This window comes from Cytobacillus sp. NJ13 (assembly GCA_030348385.1).
Taxonomy (GTDB): Bacteria; Bacillota; Bacilli; order Bacillales; family Cytobacillaceae; genus Cytobacillus.
The window spans coordinates 4,930,804-4,953,665 of sequence record JAUCFP010000006.1; the positions used below are offsets into that span (position 1 = coordinate 4,930,804).

The 22,862-nt window shown below is 43.3% G+C and carries 21 protein-coding genes; 20 read left to right on the forward strand and 1 reads right to left on the reverse strand.

Going from position 1 to position 22,862, the window contains the following annotated elements:
- Positions 1-117: 117 nt before the first annotated feature.
- The 16 genes from yqiS to QUF73_24395 all read left to right on the forward strand — a co-directional run bounded on the left by yqiS (position 118) and on the right by QUF73_24395 (position 18,596).
- Positions 118-1,020: a phosphate butyryltransferase gene (gene yqiS, locus QUF73_24320; protein ID MDM5229239.1), complete on the forward strand. Its 903-nt coding sequence runs from the start codon at positions 118-120 to the stop codon at positions 1,018-1,020.
- 106 nt (positions 1,021-1,126) lie between these two features.
- Positions 1,127-2,221, forward strand: coding sequence for a branched-chain amino acid dehydrogenase (gene bcd, locus QUF73_24325; GenBank protein MDM5229240.1), 1,095 nt, complete (start codon positions 1,127-1,129; stop codon positions 2,219-2,221).
- Between the two features lie 162 nt (positions 2,222-2,383).
- Positions 2,384-3,493: a butyrate kinase gene (gene buk, locus QUF73_24330; GenBank protein MDM5229241.1), complete on the forward strand. Its 1,110-nt coding sequence runs from the start codon at positions 2,384-2,386 to the stop codon at positions 3,491-3,493.
- Positions 3,494-3,507: 14 nt separating this feature from the next.
- The gene (gene lpdA, locus QUF73_24335) at positions 3,508-4,929 is read left to right on the forward strand and encodes a dihydrolipoyl dehydrogenase (GenBank protein ID MDM5229242.1); all 1,422 of its coding nucleotides are present in this window, start codon (positions 3,508-3,510) and stop codon (positions 4,927-4,929) included.
- A gap of 79 nt (positions 4,930-5,008) precedes the next feature.
- Positions 5,009-6,004: a thiamine pyrophosphate-dependent dehydrogenase E1 component subunit alpha gene (locus tag QUF73_24340; protein MDM5229243.1), complete on the forward strand. Its 996-nt coding sequence runs from the start codon at positions 5,009-5,011 to the stop codon at positions 6,002-6,004.
- A 12-nt stretch (positions 6,005-6,016) separates the two neighbouring features.
- A complete protein-coding gene (locus QUF73_24345; GenBank protein MDM5229244.1) occupies positions 6,017-7,000 on the forward strand; it encodes an alpha-ketoacid dehydrogenase subunit beta in 984 nt (327 codons plus the stop codon).
- A 127-nt stretch (positions 7,001-7,127) separates the two neighbouring features.
- The gene (locus QUF73_24350) at positions 7,128-8,459 is read left to right on the forward strand and encodes a dihydrolipoamide acetyltransferase family protein (GenBank protein MDM5229245.1); all 1,332 of its coding nucleotides are present in this window, start codon (positions 7,128-7,130) and stop codon (positions 8,457-8,459) included.
- A 198-nt stretch (positions 8,460-8,657) separates the two neighbouring features.
- A complete protein-coding gene (locus tag QUF73_24355; GenBank protein ID MDM5229246.1) occupies positions 8,658-10,520 on the forward strand; it encodes a methylmalonyl-CoA mutase family protein in 1,863 nt (620 codons plus the stop codon).
- Positions 10,510-12,702 carry a methylmalonyl-CoA mutase gene (scpA, locus tag QUF73_24360; GenBank protein ID MDM5229247.1) on the forward strand — a complete coding sequence of 731 codons (2,193 nt, stop codon included), beginning with the start codon at positions 10,510-10,512 and terminating at the stop codon, positions 12,700-12,702. The genes QUF73_24355 and scpA overlap by 11 nt, the downstream gene beginning before the upstream one ends.
- Positions 12,703-13,821 (forward strand): methylmalonyl Co-A mutase-associated GTPase MeaB, encoded by a 1,119-nt coding sequence (gene meaB, locus QUF73_24365; protein ID MDM5229248.1) that lies wholly within the window; start codon positions 12,703-12,705, stop codon positions 13,819-13,821.
- Positions 13,822-14,048: 227 nt separating this feature from the next.
- Positions 14,049-14,486: a BrxA/BrxB family bacilliredoxin gene (locus QUF73_24370; GenBank protein MDM5229249.1), complete on the forward strand. Its 438-nt coding sequence runs from the start codon at positions 14,049-14,051 to the stop codon at positions 14,484-14,486.
- Between the two features lie 179 nt (positions 14,487-14,665).
- Positions 14,666-15,457 (forward strand): transporter substrate-binding domain-containing protein, encoded by a 792-nt coding sequence (locus QUF73_24375; GenBank protein MDM5229250.1) that lies wholly within the window; start codon positions 14,666-14,668, stop codon positions 15,455-15,457.
- A 96-nt stretch (positions 15,458-15,553) separates the two neighbouring features.
- Positions 15,554-16,213 (forward strand): amino acid ABC transporter permease, encoded by a 660-nt coding sequence (locus QUF73_24380; GenBank protein MDM5229251.1) that lies wholly within the window; start codon positions 15,554-15,556, stop codon positions 16,211-16,213.
- On the forward strand, positions 16,206-16,928 hold the full coding sequence (locus QUF73_24385; protein ID MDM5229252.1) for an amino acid ABC transporter ATP-binding protein: 723 nt from the start codon (positions 16,206-16,208) through the stop codon (positions 16,926-16,928). Before QUF73_24380 ends, QUF73_24385 begins: the two co-directional genes overlap by 8 nt.
- A gap of 117 nt (positions 16,929-17,045) precedes the next feature.
- Positions 17,046-18,038, forward strand: coding sequence for an aromatic acid exporter family protein (locus QUF73_24390; protein MDM5229253.1), 993 nt, complete (start codon positions 17,046-17,048; stop codon positions 18,036-18,038).
- A 27-nt stretch (positions 18,039-18,065) separates the two neighbouring features.
- Positions 18,066-18,596, forward strand: a complete 531-nt coding sequence (locus QUF73_24395; GenBank protein ID MDM5229254.1) for a L,D-transpeptidase — start codon at positions 18,066-18,068, stop codon at positions 18,594-18,596.
- Positions 18,597-18,772: 176 nt separating this feature from the next.
- Here the strand turns inward: QUF73_24395 and prli42 are convergent, their stop codons facing one another.
- Positions 18,773-18,868 (reverse strand): stressosome-associated protein Prli42, encoded by a 96-nt coding sequence (prli42, locus tag QUF73_24400; GenBank protein MDM5229255.1) that lies wholly within the window; start codon positions 18,866-18,868, stop codon positions 18,773-18,775.
- Between the two features lie 179 nt (positions 18,869-19,047).
- Between prli42 and mce the strand changes: the two genes are divergently transcribed.
- The 4 genes from mce (at position 19,048) to QUF73_24420 (ending at position 22,817) form a co-directional block, all read left to right on the forward strand.
- Positions 19,048-19,458 (forward strand): methylmalonyl-CoA epimerase, encoded by a 411-nt coding sequence (gene mce / locus QUF73_24405; GenBank protein ID MDM5229256.1) that lies wholly within the window; start codon positions 19,048-19,050, stop codon positions 19,456-19,458.
- A gap of 3 nt (positions 19,459-19,461) precedes the next feature.
- Positions 19,462-21,012: a carboxyl transferase domain-containing protein gene (locus QUF73_24410; protein ID MDM5229257.1), complete on the forward strand. Its 1,551-nt coding sequence runs from the start codon at positions 19,462-19,464 to the stop codon at positions 21,010-21,012.
- Positions 21,013-21,089: 77 nt separating this feature from the next.
- A complete protein-coding gene (locus QUF73_24415) occupies positions 21,090-22,202 on the forward strand; it encodes a tripeptidase T (protein MDM5229258.1) in 1,113 nt (370 codons plus the stop codon).
- Positions 22,203-22,340: 138 nt separating this feature from the next.
- Positions 22,341-22,817, forward strand: a complete 477-nt coding sequence (locus QUF73_24420) for a chemotaxis protein CheW (GenBank protein ID MDM5229259.1) — start codon at positions 22,341-22,343, stop codon at positions 22,815-22,817.
- Positions 22,818-22,862 lie beyond the last annotated feature (45 nt).

Consider the following 22,862-nt stretch of genomic DNA (forward strand, 5'->3'; position numbering starts at 1 on the left):
AAACGGAAGAACATCAAGAAAAAGGCGTCGATTATTGTCTAGTGCAAGCAGCCTGCCCCCTCGAGGTGACGGGGGTGGGCAAGGCGCCTGCGCTTTTCTTGTAAGGGGGTTGAACAGATGAAATTGGATTCGCTTCTAACGAAAGCAACCCAATATGGTGAGAAAACTGTAGCCGTAGCCGCAGCGGAAGACGAAGAAGTTCTCGAAGCAGTTGCTGAAGCAATTAAGCTGAACTTAGCAAGCTTTTTATTATTCGGGGATCAGAAAAAAATCCGCGAAATCATAAATCGGAATCATAGCACAGCAGCTGAGAGCACTAAGCTTGAAATCATTCATGCAGAATCGCCTGCATATGCTGCAGAATTGGCAGTCAGGGCTGTAAAAGAGCAGAAAGCCAATGTGCTGATGAAGGGAAATATCCCGACTGCAGGTATTTTAAAAGCTGTCTTAAATAAAGAATTCGGCTTAAGAACAGGAAATGTTTTATCACATGTGGCTGTATTTGAGGTTCCAGGTTTTGAACGATTTACGATTGTCACTGATGCAGCCATGAATATTGCACCGGACCTCAATCAAAAAGCACAGATCCTGAAAAATGCAGTTGAAATTGCAAGGAGCATAGGAATAGAAAAGCCTCTCGCAGCCCCGATTGCTGCAGTAGAGGTTGTTAATCCTGCTATGCAGGCAACTCTGGATGCCTCAGCATTAACTCTTATGAACCAAAGGGGCCAGATAAAAGATTGTCTTGTCGACGGTCCTCTGGCTTTGGATAATGCAATTTCATTTGAAGCGGCTGAACATAAGGGGATCAAAAGCGAAGTTGCCGGACAGGCAGATATTTTATTAGTGCCGACTATAGAAGTTGGGAATACTTTATATAAATCACTTGTCTATTTTGCTAAAGCAAAAGTAGGAGCCGTTATTGCAGGAGCCAAAGCTCCGATCGTTCTTACTTCAAGAGCAGATTCTGCTGAAAGCAAGGTTTATTCACTGGCTTTAGCGATATGCTCAGCAAAATAATGGATCTGATAGAAATTAATTCATTCAGCATTTTATAAATTGCAATTAAAAATTTATTAACAAAACGAACATATTACTTTTAAAAAATCCGGGGAGGAATTATAACATGGAAATCTTCAAATACCTAGAAACTTACGATTACGAACAAGTGGTGTTTTGCCAGGACAAACAATCAGGCTTAAAAGCTATTATTGCTATTCATGATACCACTTTAGGCCCAGCACTAGGCGGTACACGCATGTGGACTTATGAATCTGAAGAAGCAGCTATTGAGGATGCATTGCGCCTTGCACGCGGCATGACTTATAAGAATGCAGCAGCTGGTTTAAATCTTGGAGGCGGTAAAACAGTTATTATTGGAGATCCGCGCAAAGATAAAAACGAAGAAATGTTCCGTGCATTCGGACGCTATATCCAAGGTTTAAATGGACGTTACATTACTGCTGAGGACGTGGGTACTACTGTAGCTGATATGGACCTGATCCATGAGGAAACAGACTATGTAACAGGAATTTCACCTGCTTTCGGTTCTTCTGGCAACCCTTCACCAGTTACAGCTTATGGCGTATATAGAGGAATGAAGGCAGCAGCAAAGGCGGCATTCGGAACTGACTCTCTTGAAGGCAAAACAATTGCTGTTCAGGGTGTTGGAAACGTTGCGTTCAATCTTTGCCGCCATCTGCATGAAGAAGGTGCACAGCTGATTGTTACGGATATAAATAAAGAAGCAGTTCAGCGTGCAGTTGAAGAGTTCGGTGCTAAAGCAGTTGAACCAAATGAAATTTATGGAGTTGAATGCGATATTTATGCCCCTTGTGCTTTAGGTGCAACAGTTAATGATGATACAATTCCACAGCTGAAAGCAAAAGTAATCGCTGGAGCTGCCAACAATCAGCTTAAAGAAACACGCCACGGTGATTTAATCCATGAAATGGGCATCGTTTATGCTCCAGACTATGTAATTAATGCAGGCGGAGTTATTAATGTTGCAGATGAGCTGTACGGATACAACCGCGAACGTGCAATGAAAAAAGTTGAAACTGTATACAATAATATTGAAAAAGTTATTGAGATTGCTAAAAGGGATGGAATTCCGACATATAAAGCGGCTGACCGCATGGTTGAGGAAAGAATTGAAAGAATGCGTAATTCACGCGGACAATTCCTTCAAAATGGCCATCATATTCTAAGCCGCAGATAAGCTTCAGGGAGGACTTTCTTTCCTGGAATGCAAAGCGCTGAATGGATATTCAGCGTCTTTGCCTTTAAAAACAGATTAGAAAAAATGCAGCGGCAGATAATTGTACCTGAGTAAGAGTATGCTTTTACAAGGGAGATTTCCGCTCTTTATGGAGGTTTAAACGTGCTAGAACAAGAACATCGAATTCTCGTCATCAATCCGGGATCCACTTCAACTAAGATTGGAGTTTTCGATAATGAGATCTCTGTCCTGGAGAAGACATTGCGCCATGATGCAGATGTCATTAACTCTTATGAAAGTATTATCGATCAATATGAATTCCGCAAGCAGACCATTCTGGAAACACTGGATCATGAAGGAATCAATATCTCCAAATTAAGTGCGGTGTGCGGCCGTGGCGGTTTGCTGCGACCGATTGAAGGAGGCACTTATTCAGTTAATGATGCAATGCTTGAGGATCTTCGTGCCGGTTATGCTGGTCAGCATGCTTCTAACCTTGGCGGAATCCTGGCATATGAGATTGCTTCGGGTTTAAATATTCCTTCGTTCATTGTCGATCCGGTTGTGGTTGATGAATTGGATCCAATTGCCCGTATTTCAGGCTTTTCAATGATAGAAAGAAAAAGTATTTTCCATGCCTTAAATCAGAAAGCTGTCGCCAGGAGAGTAGCCAAAGAACTTGGCAAAAAGTACGAGGAGCTTAACCTGATCGTTACGCATATGGGCGGGGGTATTACTGTAGGCGCTCATAAAAAAGGCAGAGTAGTTGATGTAAATAACGGACTTCACGGAGACGGTCCATTCAGTCCGGAACGGGCAGGTACAGTTCCTGCCGGTGATTTGGTGGGACTTTGCTACTCCGGCAGCTTTTATCGTGAAGAAGTGATGAAGAAGCTTGTTGGACAAGGCGGTCTCGTTGGTTACCTGGGAACAAATGATGCAGTAAAGGTTGAAAAGATGATTGAAAACGGAGATGAGAAAGCAAAGCTTGTCTACTCCGCAATGGCTTATCAGGTGGCTAAGGAAATCGGATCTGCCAGTGCAGTGCTTGGCGGAAAGGTTGATGCCATTATCCTTACAGGCGGTCTTGCCTATGGCAAGGACTTTGTAAAAGAAATCAGTGAGCGGATTAACTGGATTGCAGATGTTATGGTGCAGCCTGGTGAAAATGAACTGCAGGCACTCGCAGAAGGCGCTCTTCGTGTCCTCCGCGGTGAAGAGACTGAAAAAGAATATCCTGGAAAAACAGCTGGCAAAGCAGCGTTGAAATAGAAGGGGGAAGCAACTTGGCACAAGAATATGATTTGGTGATTTTAGGTGGAGGCACAGGCGGTTATGTAGCAGCCATCCGTGCTTCACAGCTTGGTTTAAAAACGGCAATCGTTGAAAAAGGAAAACTTGGAGGGACTTGCCTTCACAAAGGCTGCATACCAAGCAAGGCTTTATTAAGAAGTGCTGAAGTGTTTGCTACCGCTAAGCACAGTGAAGATTTTGGCGTAATGACAAGTGATGTATCCATCAATTTCAGTAAGGTACAGGAAAGAAAAAATAAAATCGTTGATCAGCTTCATAAAGGTGTTCAGCACTTGATGAAGCAAGGCAAGATTGATGTTTTTGAAGGCACAGGCCGCATTCTTGGACCTTCTATTTTCTCTCCAATGCCAGGGACAATTTCTGTTGAAATGAACAATGGGGACGAAAATGAAATGCTTATCCCTAAAAATGTTATTGTAGCAACTGGATCACGTCCTCGTACCCTGCCAGGATTGGACATTGATGGACAACTTGTAATGACTTCGGATGAGGCTTTAGCTTTGGAAGAAGTGCCAAGCTCCATTATAATTGTTGGCGGCGGAGTCATCGGCATCGAATGGGCATCAATGTTATCAGACTTTGGTGCTGATGTAACAGTAATCGAATATGCTGACCGCATTATTCCTACGGAAGATAAAGAAATTTCAAAAGAAATGCAGCGCCTTATGAAGAAAAAGGGAGTCAAAATTGTAACAGGAGCAAAAGTGCTTCCTGAAACCCTTCAGAAAGGCGAAGGAGTTACGATTTCAGCTGAAGTGAAAGGATCTCAAGCTGAATTCTCCGCCGAGAAATTGCTTGTTTCTGTGGGTCGTCAGGCAAATACAGAGGGCATTGGCATTGAAAATACTGACATTCAGATTGAAAAGGGATTTGTTTTAGCAAATGAATACTTCCAGACAAAGGAATCCCATATCTATGCAATTGGTGACGTCATTGGCGGCCTTCAGCTGGCGCATGTTGCTTCTCATGAAGGCATTGTAGCCGTGGAGCACATTGCCGGCCAGAATCCTTCTCCAATTGACTACAGCCTGGTTTCTAAATGCATTTACAGTTCACCTGAAGCGGCAAGCGTAGGATTAACAGAGGATGAAGCTAAAGAAAAAGGCCATAATGTCAAAACGGGCAAGTTCTCATTCCGGGCAATCGGAAAGGCACTCGTATTTGGTGAATCCGACGGCTTTGTCAAAATTGTGGCAGATAAGGATACCGATGATATCCTGGGTGTCCATATGATAGGCCCGCACGTAACAGACATGATTTCAGAAGCAGGCCTTGCTCGTGTTCTTGATGCAACTCCATGGGAAGTAGCACATACCATCCACCCTCATCCAACTTTATCTGAAGCAATCGGTGAAGCTGCCCTTGCAGTTGATGGAAAAGCTATCCACGGATAAAGTTCCAATGAATAAATAGAAAAAGTCCAGGCTCACTATTAGAGCCCGGAGATACATATTAGCTTAGGAGGTTGTATAAATGGCTGAAAACCGTCATAAAGATTTAGGTTTAAGTGATGAAAAAGTTCTTGAAATTTATGAAACGATGCTATTAGCCCGACGTCTTGATGAGCGCATGTGGCTTTTAAACCGTGCTGGGAAAATTCCGTTCGTTATTTCATGTCAGGGGCAGGAAGCTGCGCAGGTTGGTGCTGCATTTGCACTTGACCGCGATAAGGACTATGTCCTTCCTTACTATCGTGACATGGGTGTCGTTCTTACATTCGGGATGACTGCAAAGGAATTAATGCTGTCCGGGTTTGCTAAGGCTGAAGATCCAAACTCAGGCGGACGCCAAATGCCTGGACATTTCGGCCAAAAGAAGAACCGTATCGTTACAGGATCTTCTCCGGTTACTACACAGGTTCCACATGCTGTTGGGGTCGCTCTTGCAGGAAAGCTTGAAGGTAAAGATCTCGTGACTTTTGTTACATTTGGTGAAGGTTCTTCAAACCAGGGAGACTTCCATGAAGGCGCAAACTTTGCCGGAGTTCATAAGCTTCCTGTAATCTTTATGTGTGAAAATAATAAATATGCAATTTCTGTTCCGATTGAAAAGCAGCTTGCGTGCGAAAACGTTTCTGACAGAGCTATCGGCTATGGCATGCCGGGTATAACAGTTGATGGAAACGATCCGCTTGAAGTTTATAAGGCTGTAAAAGAAGCAGCGGACAGAGGGCGCCGCGGAGAAGGGCCAACATTGGTCGAAACCATTTCATACCGTTTAACTCCTCACTCATCTGATGATGATGACCGAAGCTATCGTGCTCCTGATGAAGTAGCTGAAGCCAAAACAAAAGATCCAATCATCACATTTGGCGCATATTTGAAAGAAAATGGCGTAATGGATGATGCTCTTGAAAAGGAAATTAATGATCGGGTTATGAAACTTGTTAACGAAGCAACTGACTATGCTGAAAACGCTCCATATGCAGAAGCGGAATCTGCTTTAAAGCATGTTTATGCTGAACAGTAAGGGGGAGAGAAGATGGCTGTAATTTCTTATATCGATGCGGTAACAATGGCAATCCGCGAGGAAATGGAAAGAGATCCAAAGGTATTTGTTTTAGGTGAAGACGTAGGTTTAAAAGGCGGCGTATTTAAAGCTACACAAGGACTATATGAAAAATTTGGCGAAGACCGGGTAATTGATACTCCTCTTGCTGAATCAGCAATCGCTGGGGTAGGAATTGGTGCGGCTATGTATGGAATGCGACCGATTGCTGAAATGCAATTTGCCGACTTTATTATGCCGGCTGTTAACCAGATTATTTCAGAAGCAGCACGCATCCGCTACCGTTCCAACAATGATTGGAGCTGCCCGATTGTTGTTCGTGCACCATATGGCGGAGGTGTTCATGGAGCTTTATATCACTCCCAATCTGTTGAAGCAGTCTTTGCGAATCAGCCGGGATTAAAAATTGTTATGCCTTCGACACCTTATGATGTTAAGGGATTATTGAAAGCTGCAATCCGTGATGAGGATCCTGTACTGTTTTTTGAACATAAGCGTGCTTATCGCCTGATTAAAGGTGAGGTTCCTGATGATGATTATGTACTGCCAATCGGAAAAGCGGATGTAAAGCGCGAGGGTGAAGATATCACTGTCATCACTTATGGTCTGTGCGTTCATTTCGCTCTTCAGGCTGCTGAGAGACTTGCGAAAGACGGCATTTCGGCACATATTCTTGATTTGAGAACGGTTTATCCACTTGATAAAGAAGCAATTATCGAAGCTGCTTCAAAAACAGGAAAGGTTCTTCTTCTAACTGAAGATAATAAAGAAGGCAGCATCATGGGTGAAGTTTCTGCCATTATTGCGGAACATTGTCTGTTTGAACTTGATGCACCTATCAAACGCCTTGCCGGTCCTGATGTGCCAGCAATGCCTTACGCCCCGACTATGGAAAAATACTTTATGGTTAATCCTGATAAAGTAGAAAAAGCAATGCGTGAATTGGCTGAATTTTAATAACTGGATTTTAGTTAATAAAAATGGAAAGCGCAGCTGGTGAAGCTCTCCGGCTGGAATTCATTCCGGCTCAGCTGCATCAGCTGCATGACCCGCAAAATGCGGGCAGCTAGAAGGAGGTTACCCAATGGCTATTGAGCAAATTAAAATGCCCCAGCTGGGGGAAAGTGTTACTGAAGGGACAATCAGCAAATGGCTGGTTTCCGTTGGAGATAAAGTAAATAAATATGACCCGCTTGCTGAAGTAATGACTGACAAAGTAAATGCTGAGGTACCATCTTCATTCACTGGTGTAATTAAAGAACTGATTGCCGAAGAAGGCGAAACATATGAAGTTGGCCAGGTTATCCTGACAATCGAAACAGATGGCGGCGGTGAAGCAGCTCCGGCAGCTCCATCCGAAAATCCTAAGTCGGAAGAAAAAGCACCTTCTGCACCAGCAGCGGCGGCAGCTTCCGCACCAGCAGCACCTGCTAAATCAGCGGCGCCAAATGGAGTCCGCTATTCACCTGCAGTTCTAAAACTTTCTCAAGAGCATGGCATTGACTTAAATCAAGTAACAGGTTCTGGCGGCGGCGGACGCATTACACGCAAAGACCTTTTGAAAATCATTGAGTCCGGAGATATTCCGACAGCTGCAGCAGCTGCGGCTGCACCGGAAAAGACAGAAGCTCCAGCACCAGCACCGTCTTCAGCACCGTCCCAGCCTGCAGCACCTAAACAGGCAGCGCCTGCACCTAATGTTCCAATTATGCCGGGTGATGTTGAAATCCCTGTCACTGGAGTGCGTAAAGCGATTGCTGCCAATATGCTCCGCAGCAAACATGAAGCACCTCATGCCTGGACAATGATGGAAGTGGATGTTACAAATCTTGTTGAATACCGCAACAGCATCAAAGGTGAGTTTAAGCAAAAAGAAGGCTTCAACCTTACATTCTTTGCTTTCTTTGTAAAAGCAGTTGCACAGGCCCTTAAGGAATTCCCGCAGATTAATTCAATGTGGGCAGGAGATAAGATTATCCAGAAGAAGGATATCAACATCTCCATTGCAGTTGCAACAGATGATGCGTTATTCGTTCCAGTCATCAAAGCAGCTGATGAAAAAACGATTAAGGGTATTGCCCGTGAAATCAATGATCTTGCATTAAAAGTACGTACAGGCAAATTGACTTCCGCTGAAATGCAGGGTGGAACTTTCACTGTAAATAATACCGGTTCATTCGGTTCTGTCCAGTCAATGGGGATTATCAATTATCCTCAGGCTGCAATTCTTCAGGTTGAATCCATTGTGAAGCGTCCTGTTGTAATGAACAATGGCATGATTGCTGTCCGTGATATGGTTAACCTTTGTATGTCACTAGATCACCGTGTGCTTGACGGCCTGGTATGCGGACGCTTCCTGCAGCGCGTGAAAGAAATTCTTGAGAACACATCTAAAGAAAATACAACTATTTATTAAGGTGTAAAATTGCCGCTGCCCTGCTTTGGGGCAGCGGTTTCTTATTGTTCATTGCTTGTTTCTCTTTTGTATACTAAAATAGGTATATGGAGAATTTAGAATTTTATTATAATTTTCTTGCGGCATTGTTTCATATAAGAAACGGGTCCGCTGCCGCATGAGGGGAGGGAACGCTGTCAGCTACAAGGACAGCAAATTATGTCATTAAAGAAAATGATTGAAGAAAAATTCCCGCAGCAGTCAATTGATGAATGGGAACAAAGTGCGGAAAAAGCTCTTAAAGGAAAATCCATTGAATCATTATCACGAAATACATATGAAAACATAAAATTGAAACCGCTTTATTCTAAAGAAGACCTGACAACAGGTGCATTATCACAGTATCCAGGTGCAGAAGATTTCAGAAGAGGTTCATATGCTGCCGGCTACCTGTCAGAAGAATGGAAAGTTGCACAGAAAATTAATGCATCATCTTCTGAAGAGCTGGCAGATAAACTCTTTGCCGCCACAAATAAAGGGCAGACAGCGCTAGCTTTCGAACCTGAACAGTTAAAAAATCCAGAGAAGATAAGCGTGGCTGTTGGGGAACTCTATGAAATATATCCTTTCAGTGTGGATGCAGGACCAAATCAGCACTTATTAATAGCAGGGCTTGGTGCAGTAAAAGAAAGAGAAAAAGTCTCTGGATATATTGCCGCTGACCCGCTTGCTATTGCTGCTGCAGATTCATTGAACGACCGCTCAATCGATGAGCTATATGAAAATTTGAATGAAACGGTGAGTGTGGCAGCTGAAAATCTGCCCAGCCTGAAAACAATCATGGTAAATTCTGTGGTCTATCATAATGGCGGCGCGAATGCTGTCCAGGAACTTGCTTTTTCACTTGGAGCAGGGGTAAATCACCTGCAATATTTTCTTGAAAAAGGCAAAAGCACCGAAGAAATGCTATCCAAAATGGTATTTAAGTTTGCTGTTGGCTCAAACTTTTTTATGGAAATCGCCAAGCTGCGTGCCGCAAGGGTTTTATGGGGCAAAGTGGCAGAAGCATACGGAGCTGAGAGTGACAGTAAAAAAATGGTCATTTCAGCAGAGACGTCCTTTTTTACAAAGTCAGCCTATGATTCCTATGTGAATATGCTGAGAGCAGGAAATGAAGCGTTCGCAGCAGTTTTGGGAGGAGTCCAATACCTTCATGTCAGTCCATATAATGACCTGGAAGGATCTCAATCTCCTTTTTCAGAACGAATTGCCCGCAATACTCAGCTCATTTTAATGGAAGAGGCGCATTTACTGAAGGTCTCTGATCCAGCAGGCGGCTCATGGTATATTGAGCATCTGACAAACGAACTGATTTCTAAATCCTGGGAGCTTTTCCTGGAGATAGAAGAGCAGGGAGGAATGGCGGATGCCCTTCAAACAGGATGGGTTCAGGATCAGATTTCCCAGGTTCTTGAAAAGAAGAAGAAAGATGTTCATACAAGAAAACGAAGTATCATCGGAACAAATATATATGCAAATCCTGATGAAAAGCCGCTTCAGGCAGATATGGAAATCGTCCAGAACAGCAGGAGAGATCTCAAGCCTATCCCGCAGGTTCGTCTTTCTGAGTCCTTCGAAGGTTTGCGGAGTTTATCAGAAAGATTAAAGGGAAAGGGCATTCGTCCTGAAGCAGGTCTTATCTGTCTGGGAGCATTGAAAGACCATAAGGCGCGTGCTGATTTTATTTCAGGCTTCCTGGCTCCCGGCGGGGTTGAAGCAGTTAAAAGCGGTTCTGTATATAATCCTGAAGATGCTGAAGCGTTTATTCAAAAAACAAATTGCAGGCATTATTTTATTTGCGGATCAAATGAACAATACGAAAGTACGGCTGTACCTTTAATTAAACAATTGAAAGAAGCTTTCCCGTCAGCTGCAATCTATTTAGCCGGCCTTCCCGAAGATAGGAAGAAGGATGAATATAAGAACGCATGCATCAGCGGATACATTCATGTAAAAAGCGATTGCTATGAAACTCTCTTAAATATGCTTAACGAGATGGAGGCGGCAAGCAATGGCCAATAAACCTGATTTTAAAAGCCTTGATATTCTTGAAGCAAAACAATCAGCAAAAAATGACTGGAAAAGAAAAGCGGAGGAAGAAATCAATTCATCCATTGATCATCTTCTCTTTGAAACAAATGAGCAAATAAAAGTAAAGCCTCTGTACACAGATGAAGACCTTAAAGACATGGAGCACCTAAACGATAAGCCGGGGCTTCCTCCATATACAAGGGGACCATATTCAACCATGTATGTGAACAGGCCATGGACTGTCCGACAATATGCTGGTTTTTCTACAGCAGAGGAAAGTAATGCTTTTTACCGGCGCAATCTTGCAATGGGGCAAAAGGGCTTATCAGTCGCTTTCGATCTTGCTACTCATAGAGGCTATGATTCAGATCATCCAAGAGTCGAGGGAGACGTCGGGAAAGCTGGCGTGGCCATTGATTCCATCCTGGATATGAAGACGCTGTTTGATGGGATACCATTAGATCAAATGTCTGTATCCATGACGATGAATGGAGCGGTATTGCCTGTCATGGCTTTTTACATTGTTACAGCGGAAGAGCAGGGAGTAAGCCAGGAGAAACTTTCGGGAACGATCCAGAATGATATTTTAAAAGAATATATGGTGCGCAACACATATATATACCCTCCGGAAATGTCCATGAAAATCATTGCCGATATATTTGAATATACATCAAAATACATGCCGAAGTTCAATAGCATCAGCATTTCAGGCTATCATATGCAGGAAGCGGGAGCTCCTGCTGATATTGAACTTGCCTATACGCTCGCAGATGGCCTCGAATATGTAAGGACTGGACTTAAAGCTGGAATCGATATCGATTCCTTTGCACCGAGGCTCTCGTTTTTCTGGGCCATCGGCATGAACTACTTTATGGAAGTGGCAAAAATGAGGGCAGCCCGCTACATTTGGGCAAAAATGATGAAGACATTCGAACCTCGGAATCCAAAATCAATGGCGCTTAGAACGCATTCTCAAACCTCTGGCTGGAGTTTAACCGAGCAGGATCCATTCAATAATGTAACAAGAACGCTTATTGAGGCGCATGCGGCAGCGATGGGACATACACAATCCCTTCATACGAATGCACTGGATGAAGCCATCGCATTGCCGACAGATTTTTCTGCCCGCATAGCGAGAAATACCCAGCTGTACCTGCAGGAGGAGACCGGGGTCACGAATGTAATCGATCCATGGGGCGGCTCTTATTATGTAGAAGCTTTAACAGATCAATTAATAAAGCGCGCCTGGGAGCATATTGAAGAAATCGAAAATCTTGGCGGAATGGCAAAGGCAATTGAAACAGGATTGCCAAAAATGAGAATCGAAGAAGCGGCTGCCAGAAGACAGGCACAAATTGATTCCGGAAAAGAAACCATTATTGGTGTGAATAAGTACCGGCTGGAAAAAGAAGAGCCGATTGATATCCTGGATATTGATAACACAGCTGTCCGTTTAAAGCAGATCGAAAAGCTGGAGCAGTTAAAGGCTTCACGTGATAATGAGAAAGTTGCGGAAGCCTTGGAAGCTATTACTAGAGCTGCAGATACAGGGGAAGGCAATCTTCTTGAGCTTGCAGTAAATGCAGCGAGGGTGAGAGCCACTCTCGGTGAAATTTCTGAAGCGATTGAAAAAGTGGCCAATCGCCATAAAGCGATTATCCGTTCTATCAGCGGTGTGTACAGTTCTGCTTTTTCCAACGAAGAAGAAATTGCAGAAGTAAAACAGATGACAGATGAATTTCTTGAAAATGAGGGAAGGAGACCGCGGATTCTGATTGCCAAGATGGGGCAGGATGGACATGACAGGGGAGCAAAAGTCATTTCAACCGCCTTTGCCGATCTCGGCTTTGATGTGGATATAGGCCCGCTTTTCCAGACACCGGAAGAAACAGCCATGCAGGCTGTGGAAAATGACGTTCATGTCATTGGAATCAGCTCACTTGCTGCCGGCCATAAGACCCTTCTGCCACAGCTCGTTGCTGAACTGAAAAAATTGGACAGAGAAGATATTATTGTCGTCATTGGCGGGGTTATTCCGGCACAGGATTATCAGTATTTATATGAGCATGGTGCTTCTGCCATTTTTGGCCCGGGCACCGTCATTCCAGTGGCAGCCCAAAAAGTCATCAGGGAGATATACAGCCGTCTCGGGTATGAGGAAGTGACCCAGTAAATGACTGAGGATAAGAAACCGGAATGGTTTGATGAAGAAAAGGCAGATAATTTTACAAGCATTGTGCGCGGTGGGGTGGATACAGGTGAGCCTAAGCTGAAATTTGAGAAAAAAGGCAGGTTTCAAAAAAAATCTGCCTCCCTGCCTGATCTTAACGTTCTTGAAGAAGGCATTTTGAAAGGCAGCAGAGGTGTGCTTGCCAGAGCGATCACTCTGATTGAAAGTAACGCAGAACATCATTTTCGCCATGCACAGGAAATCCTGCACAAACTTTTGCCCCATTCAGGACAATCGCTTAGGATTGGGATAACCGGAGTGCCGGGAGCAGGAAAGAGCACATTCATTGAATCTTTTGGGACATACCTATGTGATGCAGGATTAAAAGTAGCTGTGCTTGCCGTTGATCCGAGCTCCAGCTTGAGCGGCGGCAGCATCCTTGGCGATAAAACGAGAATGGAGCAGCTCTCCAGAAACCCAAGTGCATTCATAAGACCTTCCCCTTCAGCAGGGAAACTGGGGGGAGTCCACCGGAAAACAAGAGAAACCATGCTCCTGTGTGAGGCGGCAGGCTTTGATGTCATTCTGGTTGAAACAGTCGGCGTGGGACAAAGTGAAGTCATTGTCAGGGACATGGTGGACTTTTTTATGCTTTTAACGCTGACAGGGGCAGGCGATGAATTGCAGGGAATGAAAAAAGGCATTATGGAACTGGCTGATGCAGTAATTGTCAACAAAGCCGATGGAAGCAATAAAAAATTGGCCGAGAAAACAAAAGCGGAGTATAACCGTATTCTTCACTTTCTCCAGCCTGCTACAAAGGGATGGCAAACCAGAGCCTATACCTGCTCCTCTGTTTTGAATCAGGGCATCCCTGAGATATGGAAAGTGATCAAAACGTTTGAAGATACTGCAAAAGCCTCAGGTGTATTTGAGGAAAGAAGAAGACTCCAGACAAAACAATGGATCCATTCCATGATCCTGGATCAGCTTCAATTCAGCTTTTTTTATCATCCTGCTGTAAAACCGCTCCTTCCGAAAATCGAAAACGAGGTCATCGCAGGAAACAGGACGGTTACATCCGCAGTGGAAGAATTGTTTAATATATATTCGAAAAGATAAAGCTGCCCGCGCCGGGGCAGCTTTTCATAAAAAAAAATGGCCAGTGCCTTGCGGGCACTGGCGAATCTAGGGAGTTTAGGGGTATGGATCTAGCTGTAGTTTTATCTTTCCCCCATAACTCAAAAGCTAAACTTTTTTATTCAAAAAATTGACTTGATTGTAAATTTTGGTCTTGTCTTGGTATTATGTATATAGTGAAAAAGAAACTTGGCAGAGGAGCGATGACTATGAATATGGATTTCAACTTATTTATGAATGATGTTGTAAGGCAGGCGCGGCAGGAAATCGTGCATGCCGGCTATACAGAATTAACGACACCGGAAGAAGTGGATGAAGCCCTTAATAAAAAAGGCACCACACTTGTAATGGTGAACTCAGTCTGCGGATGTGCAGGCGGAATTGCCCGCCCTGCGGCCCTGCATTCCCTGCATTATGATAAGCGCCCTGACCATTTGGTTACTGTATTTGCCGGCCAGGACAAAGAAGCAACAGAAAAAGCAAGATCTTATTTTACTGGCTATCCGCCATCATCACCATCTTTTGCTCTTCTTAAAGACGGAGAATTATGCACGATGATCGAGCGTCATGAAATTGAAGGTCATGAGCCAATGGCTGTTGTTCAAAAACTGCAGGATACCTTTGAGAAATATTGCGAAGAGCTTTAAGCGGAAAGGTCCCGAATTACGGGACTTTTTTTTATGTCTATTTATCTGAATAATTAAACTTCTAATAAATATTTAAAAATCTTATTGCATAAATATAAAAATCTGTTAAAATTCATTTTAGTGAATATTTATTAATAGTTATGCAGAAATTATTCATATTTTATAGGGGGGAAACTAAAATGAAAAAAGTCATCATGATTGCTTTAAGTATACTTTTAGTCGGCGTATTAGCTGCATGCGGCACAAGTGAAGAAGCCAGTACTGGAAGCGGCTCAGGGGAAAACTCAGATAAAAAAGTATTAACTATGGGTACATCAGCGGATTATCCGCCATTTGAATATGTAGATTCCGCAAAAGGGGAAGAAATCATCGGTTTTGATGTGGATTTGGCCAAAGCGATCGCTGAAAAATTGGGTTATGAGATACAAGTGAAGGATATGGACTTTAACGGATTGATTCCTGCATTGGAAACAAGCCAGGTAGATTTTGTTCTGGCTGGTATGACACCTACTGAAGAGCGCAAACAAAACGTTGATTTCAGTGATGTATATTATACAGCGAGTCACATGATCGTTTCGAAAAAGGGAAGCGGAATTGAGTCTTTGGAAGATTTGAACGGGAAAACTTTAGGTGTGCAGCTTGCCTCCATTCAGGCTGATAAAGCAGAAGAAATTGGTGAGACAGTTGATATGACTGTGGAAAACCGCAACCGCATCCCTGAATTGATTCAGGAAATTATGGCAGGCCGTTTTGATGCTGCCATGATTGAAGACACTGTTGCAAAAGGATACTTTGAAAAAAATGAAGATCTTGGCGGTTTTACAATCGAAGAAGCTGAAGCTGAGGCAGGTTCTGCCATTGCTTTTCCAAAAGACAGTGAATTAACTGAGAAATTTAATGCAGAGCTTGCGAAGATGAAAGAAAACGGTGAATTGGAAGAACTGATCGTAAAATGGTTTGATAACAAATAATTCCGCTGGGAATTGGCGTCCAAGGCATATTTTCCTTTGGACGCTTTATTCTTCCCGGGAAACTAATAAACTATTTATAGAGAGGATGGAAAGATAGTGAATCTGGATTTTCAGCAGTTCATTCCCTCCCTTCCATATATACTTAAAGGCATTGGTGTTACGCTTCAAATAGTTTCTATGGCAGGAATATTGGGTTTTGTATTAGGTATTATTCTATCATTCTTTAAAATCAGCAGATTTAAACTACTTGGGTGGATAGCAGATGCCTATACATCCGTATTTAGAGGAACACCTCTTGTTCTTCAGCTGATGCTCATTTATTATGGATCGCCCCAGCTGATCGGGTATAAAATTGATCCATCAACAGCTGCCATTCTGTCATTTGGACTAAACTCAGCAGCCTATATTTCTGAGATTATCCGGGCCGGCATCCTGGCTGTTGATAAGGGTCAAAGTGAAGCGGCCATGGCTTTAGGTGTCCCATATAGGCCTGCCATGATGGATATTATTCTCCCGCAGGCAATGAAAAACATTTTGCCTGCTTTGATGAACGAGTTTATTACCCTTACAAAAGAATCTGCAATCGTAACGGTTATTGGGGTAACAGACGTGATGCGCCGGGCTTACATCGTGGGAGGCGAAAAGTTTTCCTACTTCGAACCAATACTGATTGCCGGGCTTATCTATTACATTATGGTAATGATCCTGACTGTGCTTGGAAAAGGGATTGAAAGGAGAATGAGACGCAGTGATTAAAGTGGAAAATTTGCATAAACATTTCGGTAAACTTGAAGTTCTTAAAGGAATTTCAACCAGTATTCAAGATGGCGAAGTAGTAGCTATTATTGGTCCATCCGGATCCGGCAAGTCAACATTGCTGCGCTGCATCAATCTCCTGGAAGTGCCTACAGACGGCAGGATCATGATTAACGGGCAGGACATTACGGATAAGGGCACGAACATTATGAAAGTGCGCCAAGATGTGGGGATGGTTTTTCAGCATTTTCATTTATTTCCGCACAAAACGGTCCTTCAAAACCTGACTTATGCACCAATGAAGGTAAAGGGAGTTTCGAAATCGGAAGCTGAGAAAACAGGGCTCGAGCTTTTGGAGAAGGTCGGATTATCAGCCAAAGCATACGAATATCCAAATCGGTTATCCGGGGGACAGAAGCAAAGGGTTGCGATTGCCAGAGCTCTTGCTATGAAGCCTGATGTCATGCTGTTTGATGAACCCACATCCGCTCTTGACCCGGAAATGGTGAAAGAAGTTCTGGACGTTATGAAAAATTTAGCCCATACAGGCATGACAATGGCGATTGTTACCCATGAAATGGGATTTGCCCGTGAAGTGGCAGACAGGGTGCTTTTCCTGGATGGCGGCGTGCTTGTAGAGGATTCTTCACCAAAAGAATTTTTTTCTAATCCTAAGAGTGAACGTGCAAGGGATTTCTTGCAAAAAATGCTATAATCGATATATGCTATGGGAGAAGATGATCAAAAGGATCATCTTCTCTTTCGCTTTTCTCAAAACAAACAGCCTTCTTTAAATTTAGGGGCGGGCAAATGAATATAGGAGTTTGACTAAATGAAATACAGAATTGGCTATAGGACAATCAAGACTGCCCTGGGAACCTCCATTAGCATCATGATTGCACAGATGCTGCAGCTTGACAATTTTGTCTCTGCAGGAATATTGACTATTTTATGCATAAAAGTAACGAAGAAAAAATCTCTGCGAGCTTCATGGGACCGTTTTTTTGCCTGCTTAATGGCAATGGCGTTTTCTTCCTTGTTATTTGAGGGGATTGCCTACCATCCGCTTGTAATTGGACTTCTGCTTCTGTTTTTTATTCCTGCAGCTGTCATGGTGAAGGCAAGCGATGGGATTGTGACGAGCTCCGTTATTATTTTACATATTTATTCTGCAGGGGAAGTTTCCATGGAACTTCTGCTGAATGAGCTGGGCATTATCATTGTCGGTATTGGTGTGGCCCTGATCGCGAACCTGTATATGCCTAGCCTGGAATCAAAGCTTAAGGAATATAGGCTCGAGATAGAAGAAAACTTTAAGATTATATTTGACGAAATCGTGAAGTATTTGCGTACTCATGAAAGCAGCTGGGACGGCAGAGAAATTACTGAAACAATGGAATTGATTGATGAGGCAAAAACATTGGCCTTCAGGGATGTGGAGAACCACTTCCGCAGAAACGAAAATTTATATTATCACTATTTCAAAATGAGGGAAAAACAATTTGAAATTATTGAGCGTGTCCTTCCGAGTGTAACTTCCATTGCACTCCCTGTTGAACAGGGGGAAATGATTGCTGATTTTATTGAAGAATTATCAGAGCATATCCATCCAGGCAATACAGCCATACAATTCCTTGAAAAATTGTATCGCATGAGAGTATCTTTTGAAAATATGGAGCTCCCCAAGACAAGGGAGGAATTTGAAGCACGTGCTGCCCTGCTGCACTTTGTTAAAGAAATGGAACAGTATTTAATTATAAAAAGCTCATTTAAAGGGTTAAAGGATGGGGAAATGAATCAAAGCCGCACTGCAGAAGCAAACTAAGGAAAAGGACTTGGAGCGTGAATAAGCATGCTAAAATTTGCTGCAGCGGCCCTCATGTTTTTTTCGTTTTCCCCAATCTGGCCTTTGGGACCCAATCCGCTGCCCGGAGATCCATTTTTAATTGTCAATAAACGGACAAATGAAGTCGCGTTTATTCATGATCATAAAGTGCAGAGTGTAATCACAGCTGCAACTGGGAAAACGGATGATCTTACACCTGAAGGGGTGTTCACTGTTATCGTTAAGGCAGCTGATCCTTATTATAGGAAAAAGGATATTAAAGGCGGTGACCCCCGTAATCCTCTCGGGACAAGATGGATTGGATTTGATGCAGAGAATACAGATGGAAGAATTTATGGCATTCACGGGACGAACGACCCTGCATCCATCGGCAGGTACGTGTCCAATGGATGCATTAGATTGCAGAATGAAGCAGTCGAGTCGTTATATGAATCTGTACCGATTGGTACAAAAATTTTAGTTGTCACCTCTCCCGAAAATTTTGATGAACTTGGAAGAGAGTACGGCGCAATAAAAAGTGATGGATTGAAAGAATAAGCAGCTGCATCTGAATGGATGCAGTTTTTTTATGCAATGGCCGCCATTGCAAAGCATTCTGGGAGTAAAATAAAATGGAATACATGTTAGGTGAATTGAAAATATGCAGAAAAAAACACAATCATGCCAGAAAAAAGCTGCCCGGAATTGCCATCCGAAGCAGCTGAAAAATCCTGTTATAAAAACATCGACATCCCCATAATGAGGGTGGATGCGAGCATTGCAAATATCATTAAATAAACAATCACTTTCGTCATTTTCTTATTTGACATTCTATTCCTCCTCGTCCCAATTCTTACTATTATTTTACTAGTAAACATCAAATTGAACAACCGCTCAATTAATAAAAGGATATTCGACATTTTTAACGAATATTTAAATAATAGAATCAAAAAAACCCCGCGTCTGCGTGGGGAATTTACAAATTCCGACATCCAGGAGGAGGGAACATATGATCAAGAAGGTGGACCATATTGGAATTGCTGTCAGGTCTATTGATGAAGCGCTTCCATTTTATACTGAAACGCTTAAACTTGAATTTCTCGGAATTGAGGAAGTGGGGAGTCAAGGAGTAAAGGTTGCTTTTATTAAAGCAGGAGAAACGAAACTTGAACTTCTGGAGCCGACAAGTGAGAATAGCCCAATTGCCAAGTTTATAGAAAAGCGAGGCGAAGGCCTGCACCATGTAGCATTAGGTGTTGACAGCATACAGGAACGTATAAACGAAATGAAGGAACAGGGCATCAGGATGCTCCAGGAAGAACCGAAGTTGGGCGCTGGCGGTGCCCAGGTAGCCTTTATGCATCCGAAATCAACAGGCGGCATATTATATGAATTCTGTGAAAAGAAAGGATTGAAATAAAGCATGGCAGACATCTATGAGAAAATAAACGAACTATACGATCGCCGCAGGGAAGTTGAACTGGGCGGCGGGGATGAGCGTATACAAAAACAGCATGAAAAAGGGAAACTGACTGCCCGTGAGCGAATTGATTTATTAGTAGATCCGGGAACTTTCGTTGAGCTGAATCCATTTATTGAACACCGCAGCACGGATTTTGGTTTGGAAAATCAAAAAGGGCCAGGCGATGGAGTAGTAACAGGCTATGGGAAAGTGAATGGCAGGCCCATTTTCCTTTTCTCCCAGGACTTTACCGTCTTTGGCGGGGCCCTCGGGGAAATGCATGCAAAAAAAATTGCGAATGTAATGGACTTGGCGGCTGAAAATGGGGCTCCATTTGTAGGCTTGAATGATTCCGGCGGTGCCAGAATCCAGGAAGGTGTTGTTTCCCTTGATGGATACGGCCATATTTTCTACAGGAATTCCATTTACTCGGGAGTGATTCCGCAGATTTCTGTCATCATGGGGCCTTGCGCCGGCGGTGCGGTTTATTCTCCAGCGATCACGGATTTTGTTTTCATGGTGGAAAAAACTAGCCAGATGTTCATAACTGGCCCAAAAGTAATCGAAACGGTCACAGGGGAAAAGATTTCACCGGAGGACCTTGGCGGTGCCAGGGTACATAATACCATCAGCGGAAACGCACATTTTAGAGGTGAGTCTGAAGAGGAAGTTATTGAACAGGTGAGGAGACTGTTAAGCTACCTTCCGCAGAATAATGAGGAAAAACCGCCAATGTCAGAACGGGATGAGGACGATGATTACCGTCCGGATTTGACAGACGCCATTCCTTTTGATGCCCTTCGTCCATATGACGTCCGAAAAGTCATTGAACAGGTAGTGGATAAAGATACTTTTATGGAGGTACAGCGTGACTTTGCTAAAAATATTGTAGTCGGTCTTGCCCGAATCAAGGGTGAGACGGTGGGACTTGTCTGCAATCAGCCGAAGGTAATGGCAGGAGGCCTTGATATTGATTCTTCCGATAAGGCTTCAAGGTTTATCCGGTTCTGTGATTCCTTTAATATTCCTCTTATTACATTTGAGGACGTTACAGGCTTTTTCCCAGGTGTTAAACAGGAGCATGGCGGGATCATACGTCATGGCGCAAAGATTCTCTATGCTTACTCAGAAGCAACAGTGCCAAAGCTTACTGTTATTTTAAGAAAAGCATTCGGAGGAGCCTACGTTGCCCTGAACAGCAAATCTATTGGCGCAGATCTTGTATTTGCATGGCCGAATGCGGAAGTTGCCGTAATGGGTCCTCAAGGTGCAGCCAACATTATTTTTGCAAGGGAAATCCAGAATAGTGAAGATCCCGAGGCCACCAGGGCACAAAAAATCGAGGAGTACAGAGAAAAGTTCGCCAATCCATATGTGGCGGCAAGCCGGGGAATGGTGGATGATGTCATCGATCCGCGAGAAACCAGAATCAAGATCATTCAGGCGCTTGAAATGCTGCGCAATAAAAAAGAAAACAGGCCTCATAAAAAGCATGGAAATATCCCGCTATAATGGATTCCTGATTTGCTGTGCTAAAATATTGGAGTTATACTTGCTTAGTAAGCTTAAATTTGGAGGTTTGTACATAAATGATTAATGAGGAACGCTTATTAAACGAATTTCTGGAACTGGTGCAAATTGATTCTGAAACAAAGTATGAAGCTCAAATTGCAAAAGTGCTGAAGAAAAAATTCAGGGATCTTGGGGTTGAGGTGTACGAAGATGATACAACTGCACAGACCGGACACGGTGCAGGTAACCTCATCTGCACTCTTCAGGGAACTAAAGAAGGAACAGATACAATTTATTTCACTTCCCATATGGATACGGTTGTTCCTGGAAAAGGAATTAAACCTTCCATCAAGGACGGCTATGTTGTAACCGATGGAACAACGATCCTGGGAGCCGACGACAAGGCAGGACTTGCCGTTATGCTTGAAGTTGTTAAAGTCCTGAAAGAGCAGAATTTTGCTCATGGAACTATCCAGTTCATTATCACAGTTGGTGAAGAATCCGGACTGGTCGGAGCGAAGGTTCTCGATCCTTCACTTGTTAAAGCGAAGTTTGGCTACGCTCTGGATAGTGACGGCAAAGTCGGAAATATTATCGTTGCCGCCCCGACACAAGCTAAAGTTAAAGCTGCTATTCTAGGGAAAACAGCACATGCCGGTGTAGCCCCTGAGAAAGGCATTTCTGCTATCACTATGGCAGCGAAAGCGATCTCAAGAATGCCGCTTGGCCGCATTGATGAAGAAACAACGGCTAACATTGGCCGTTTTGAAGGCGGACAGCAGACGAATATCGTGTGTGATCATGTTGATATTTTAGCAGAAGCACGTTCATTAATTCCTGAAAAAATGGAACAGCAGGTAGCTAAAATGAAAGAAGCTTTTGAAAGTGCTGCCGAAGAAATGGGCGGCAGAGCTGAAGTGGATGTTCAGGTTATGTATCCTGGCTTTAAATTTGGCGAAGGCGACCATGTCGTTGAAGTAGCCCGCAGGGCGGCTGCAAAAATTGGCCGCAGCTCGGAGCTTCTTCACAGCGGAGGCGGAAGTGATGCGAATGTTATTGCGGGCTTTGGCATTCCAACAGTCAATCTTGCTGTTGGCTACGAAGAAATTCATACAACCAATGAGCGTATGCCTATTGAAGAACTAACTAAACTGGCTGAAATGGTCATTGCCATTATCGAAGAAGTCTAAAGCGTAAACTTAAAAAAGGGAACCCGATACGGTTCTCTTTTTTATATTACAGAATTCAATTAGTTTCCTCTCTAGTTAGAAAATAATGGCTATGATATATTAGTTTTATACATAAGTGTTGTCCGAGGGGGATATGGAATGATTGAAAATAATAAAGCTGTCGTATTCCGGGTTGGAAATGAGGAATATGCCACGCCCATTCCTTTTGTTATATCCATTGAGAAAATGGAAGGCATTACACCGATTCCTCATTTGCCTAGTTATGTAAGAGGAATTGTTAAAGTCAGGGGAGAACTAATTCCCGTTGTTGATTTTGAAGAAATACTTTACAGCCGGACACTGACCAATAGCGGCTCAGCAAGAATGATTGTGCTGCAGACAGACGAGCTATCATTCGCAGTGCTAGTGAATGAAGCCAAGGAAATTCTCGATATTCCAGCAGACTGTCTGAAACAGCCAGGTTTGATTGCCTATCAGAAAACCAATTATTTTACAGGTGTAGCCAATATCGAAAGCAGGCTGATAACCATAATCGACCCTGCAAAGCTGGTGGAATCTCTGGAAGGAATAAGGGAAATAAAAGAGTATATGAAAACGCAGCATACAACTGCATAGTGAGCGAATTTAAAAACAGGGGATCAAGATTCTCTGTTTTTGCTT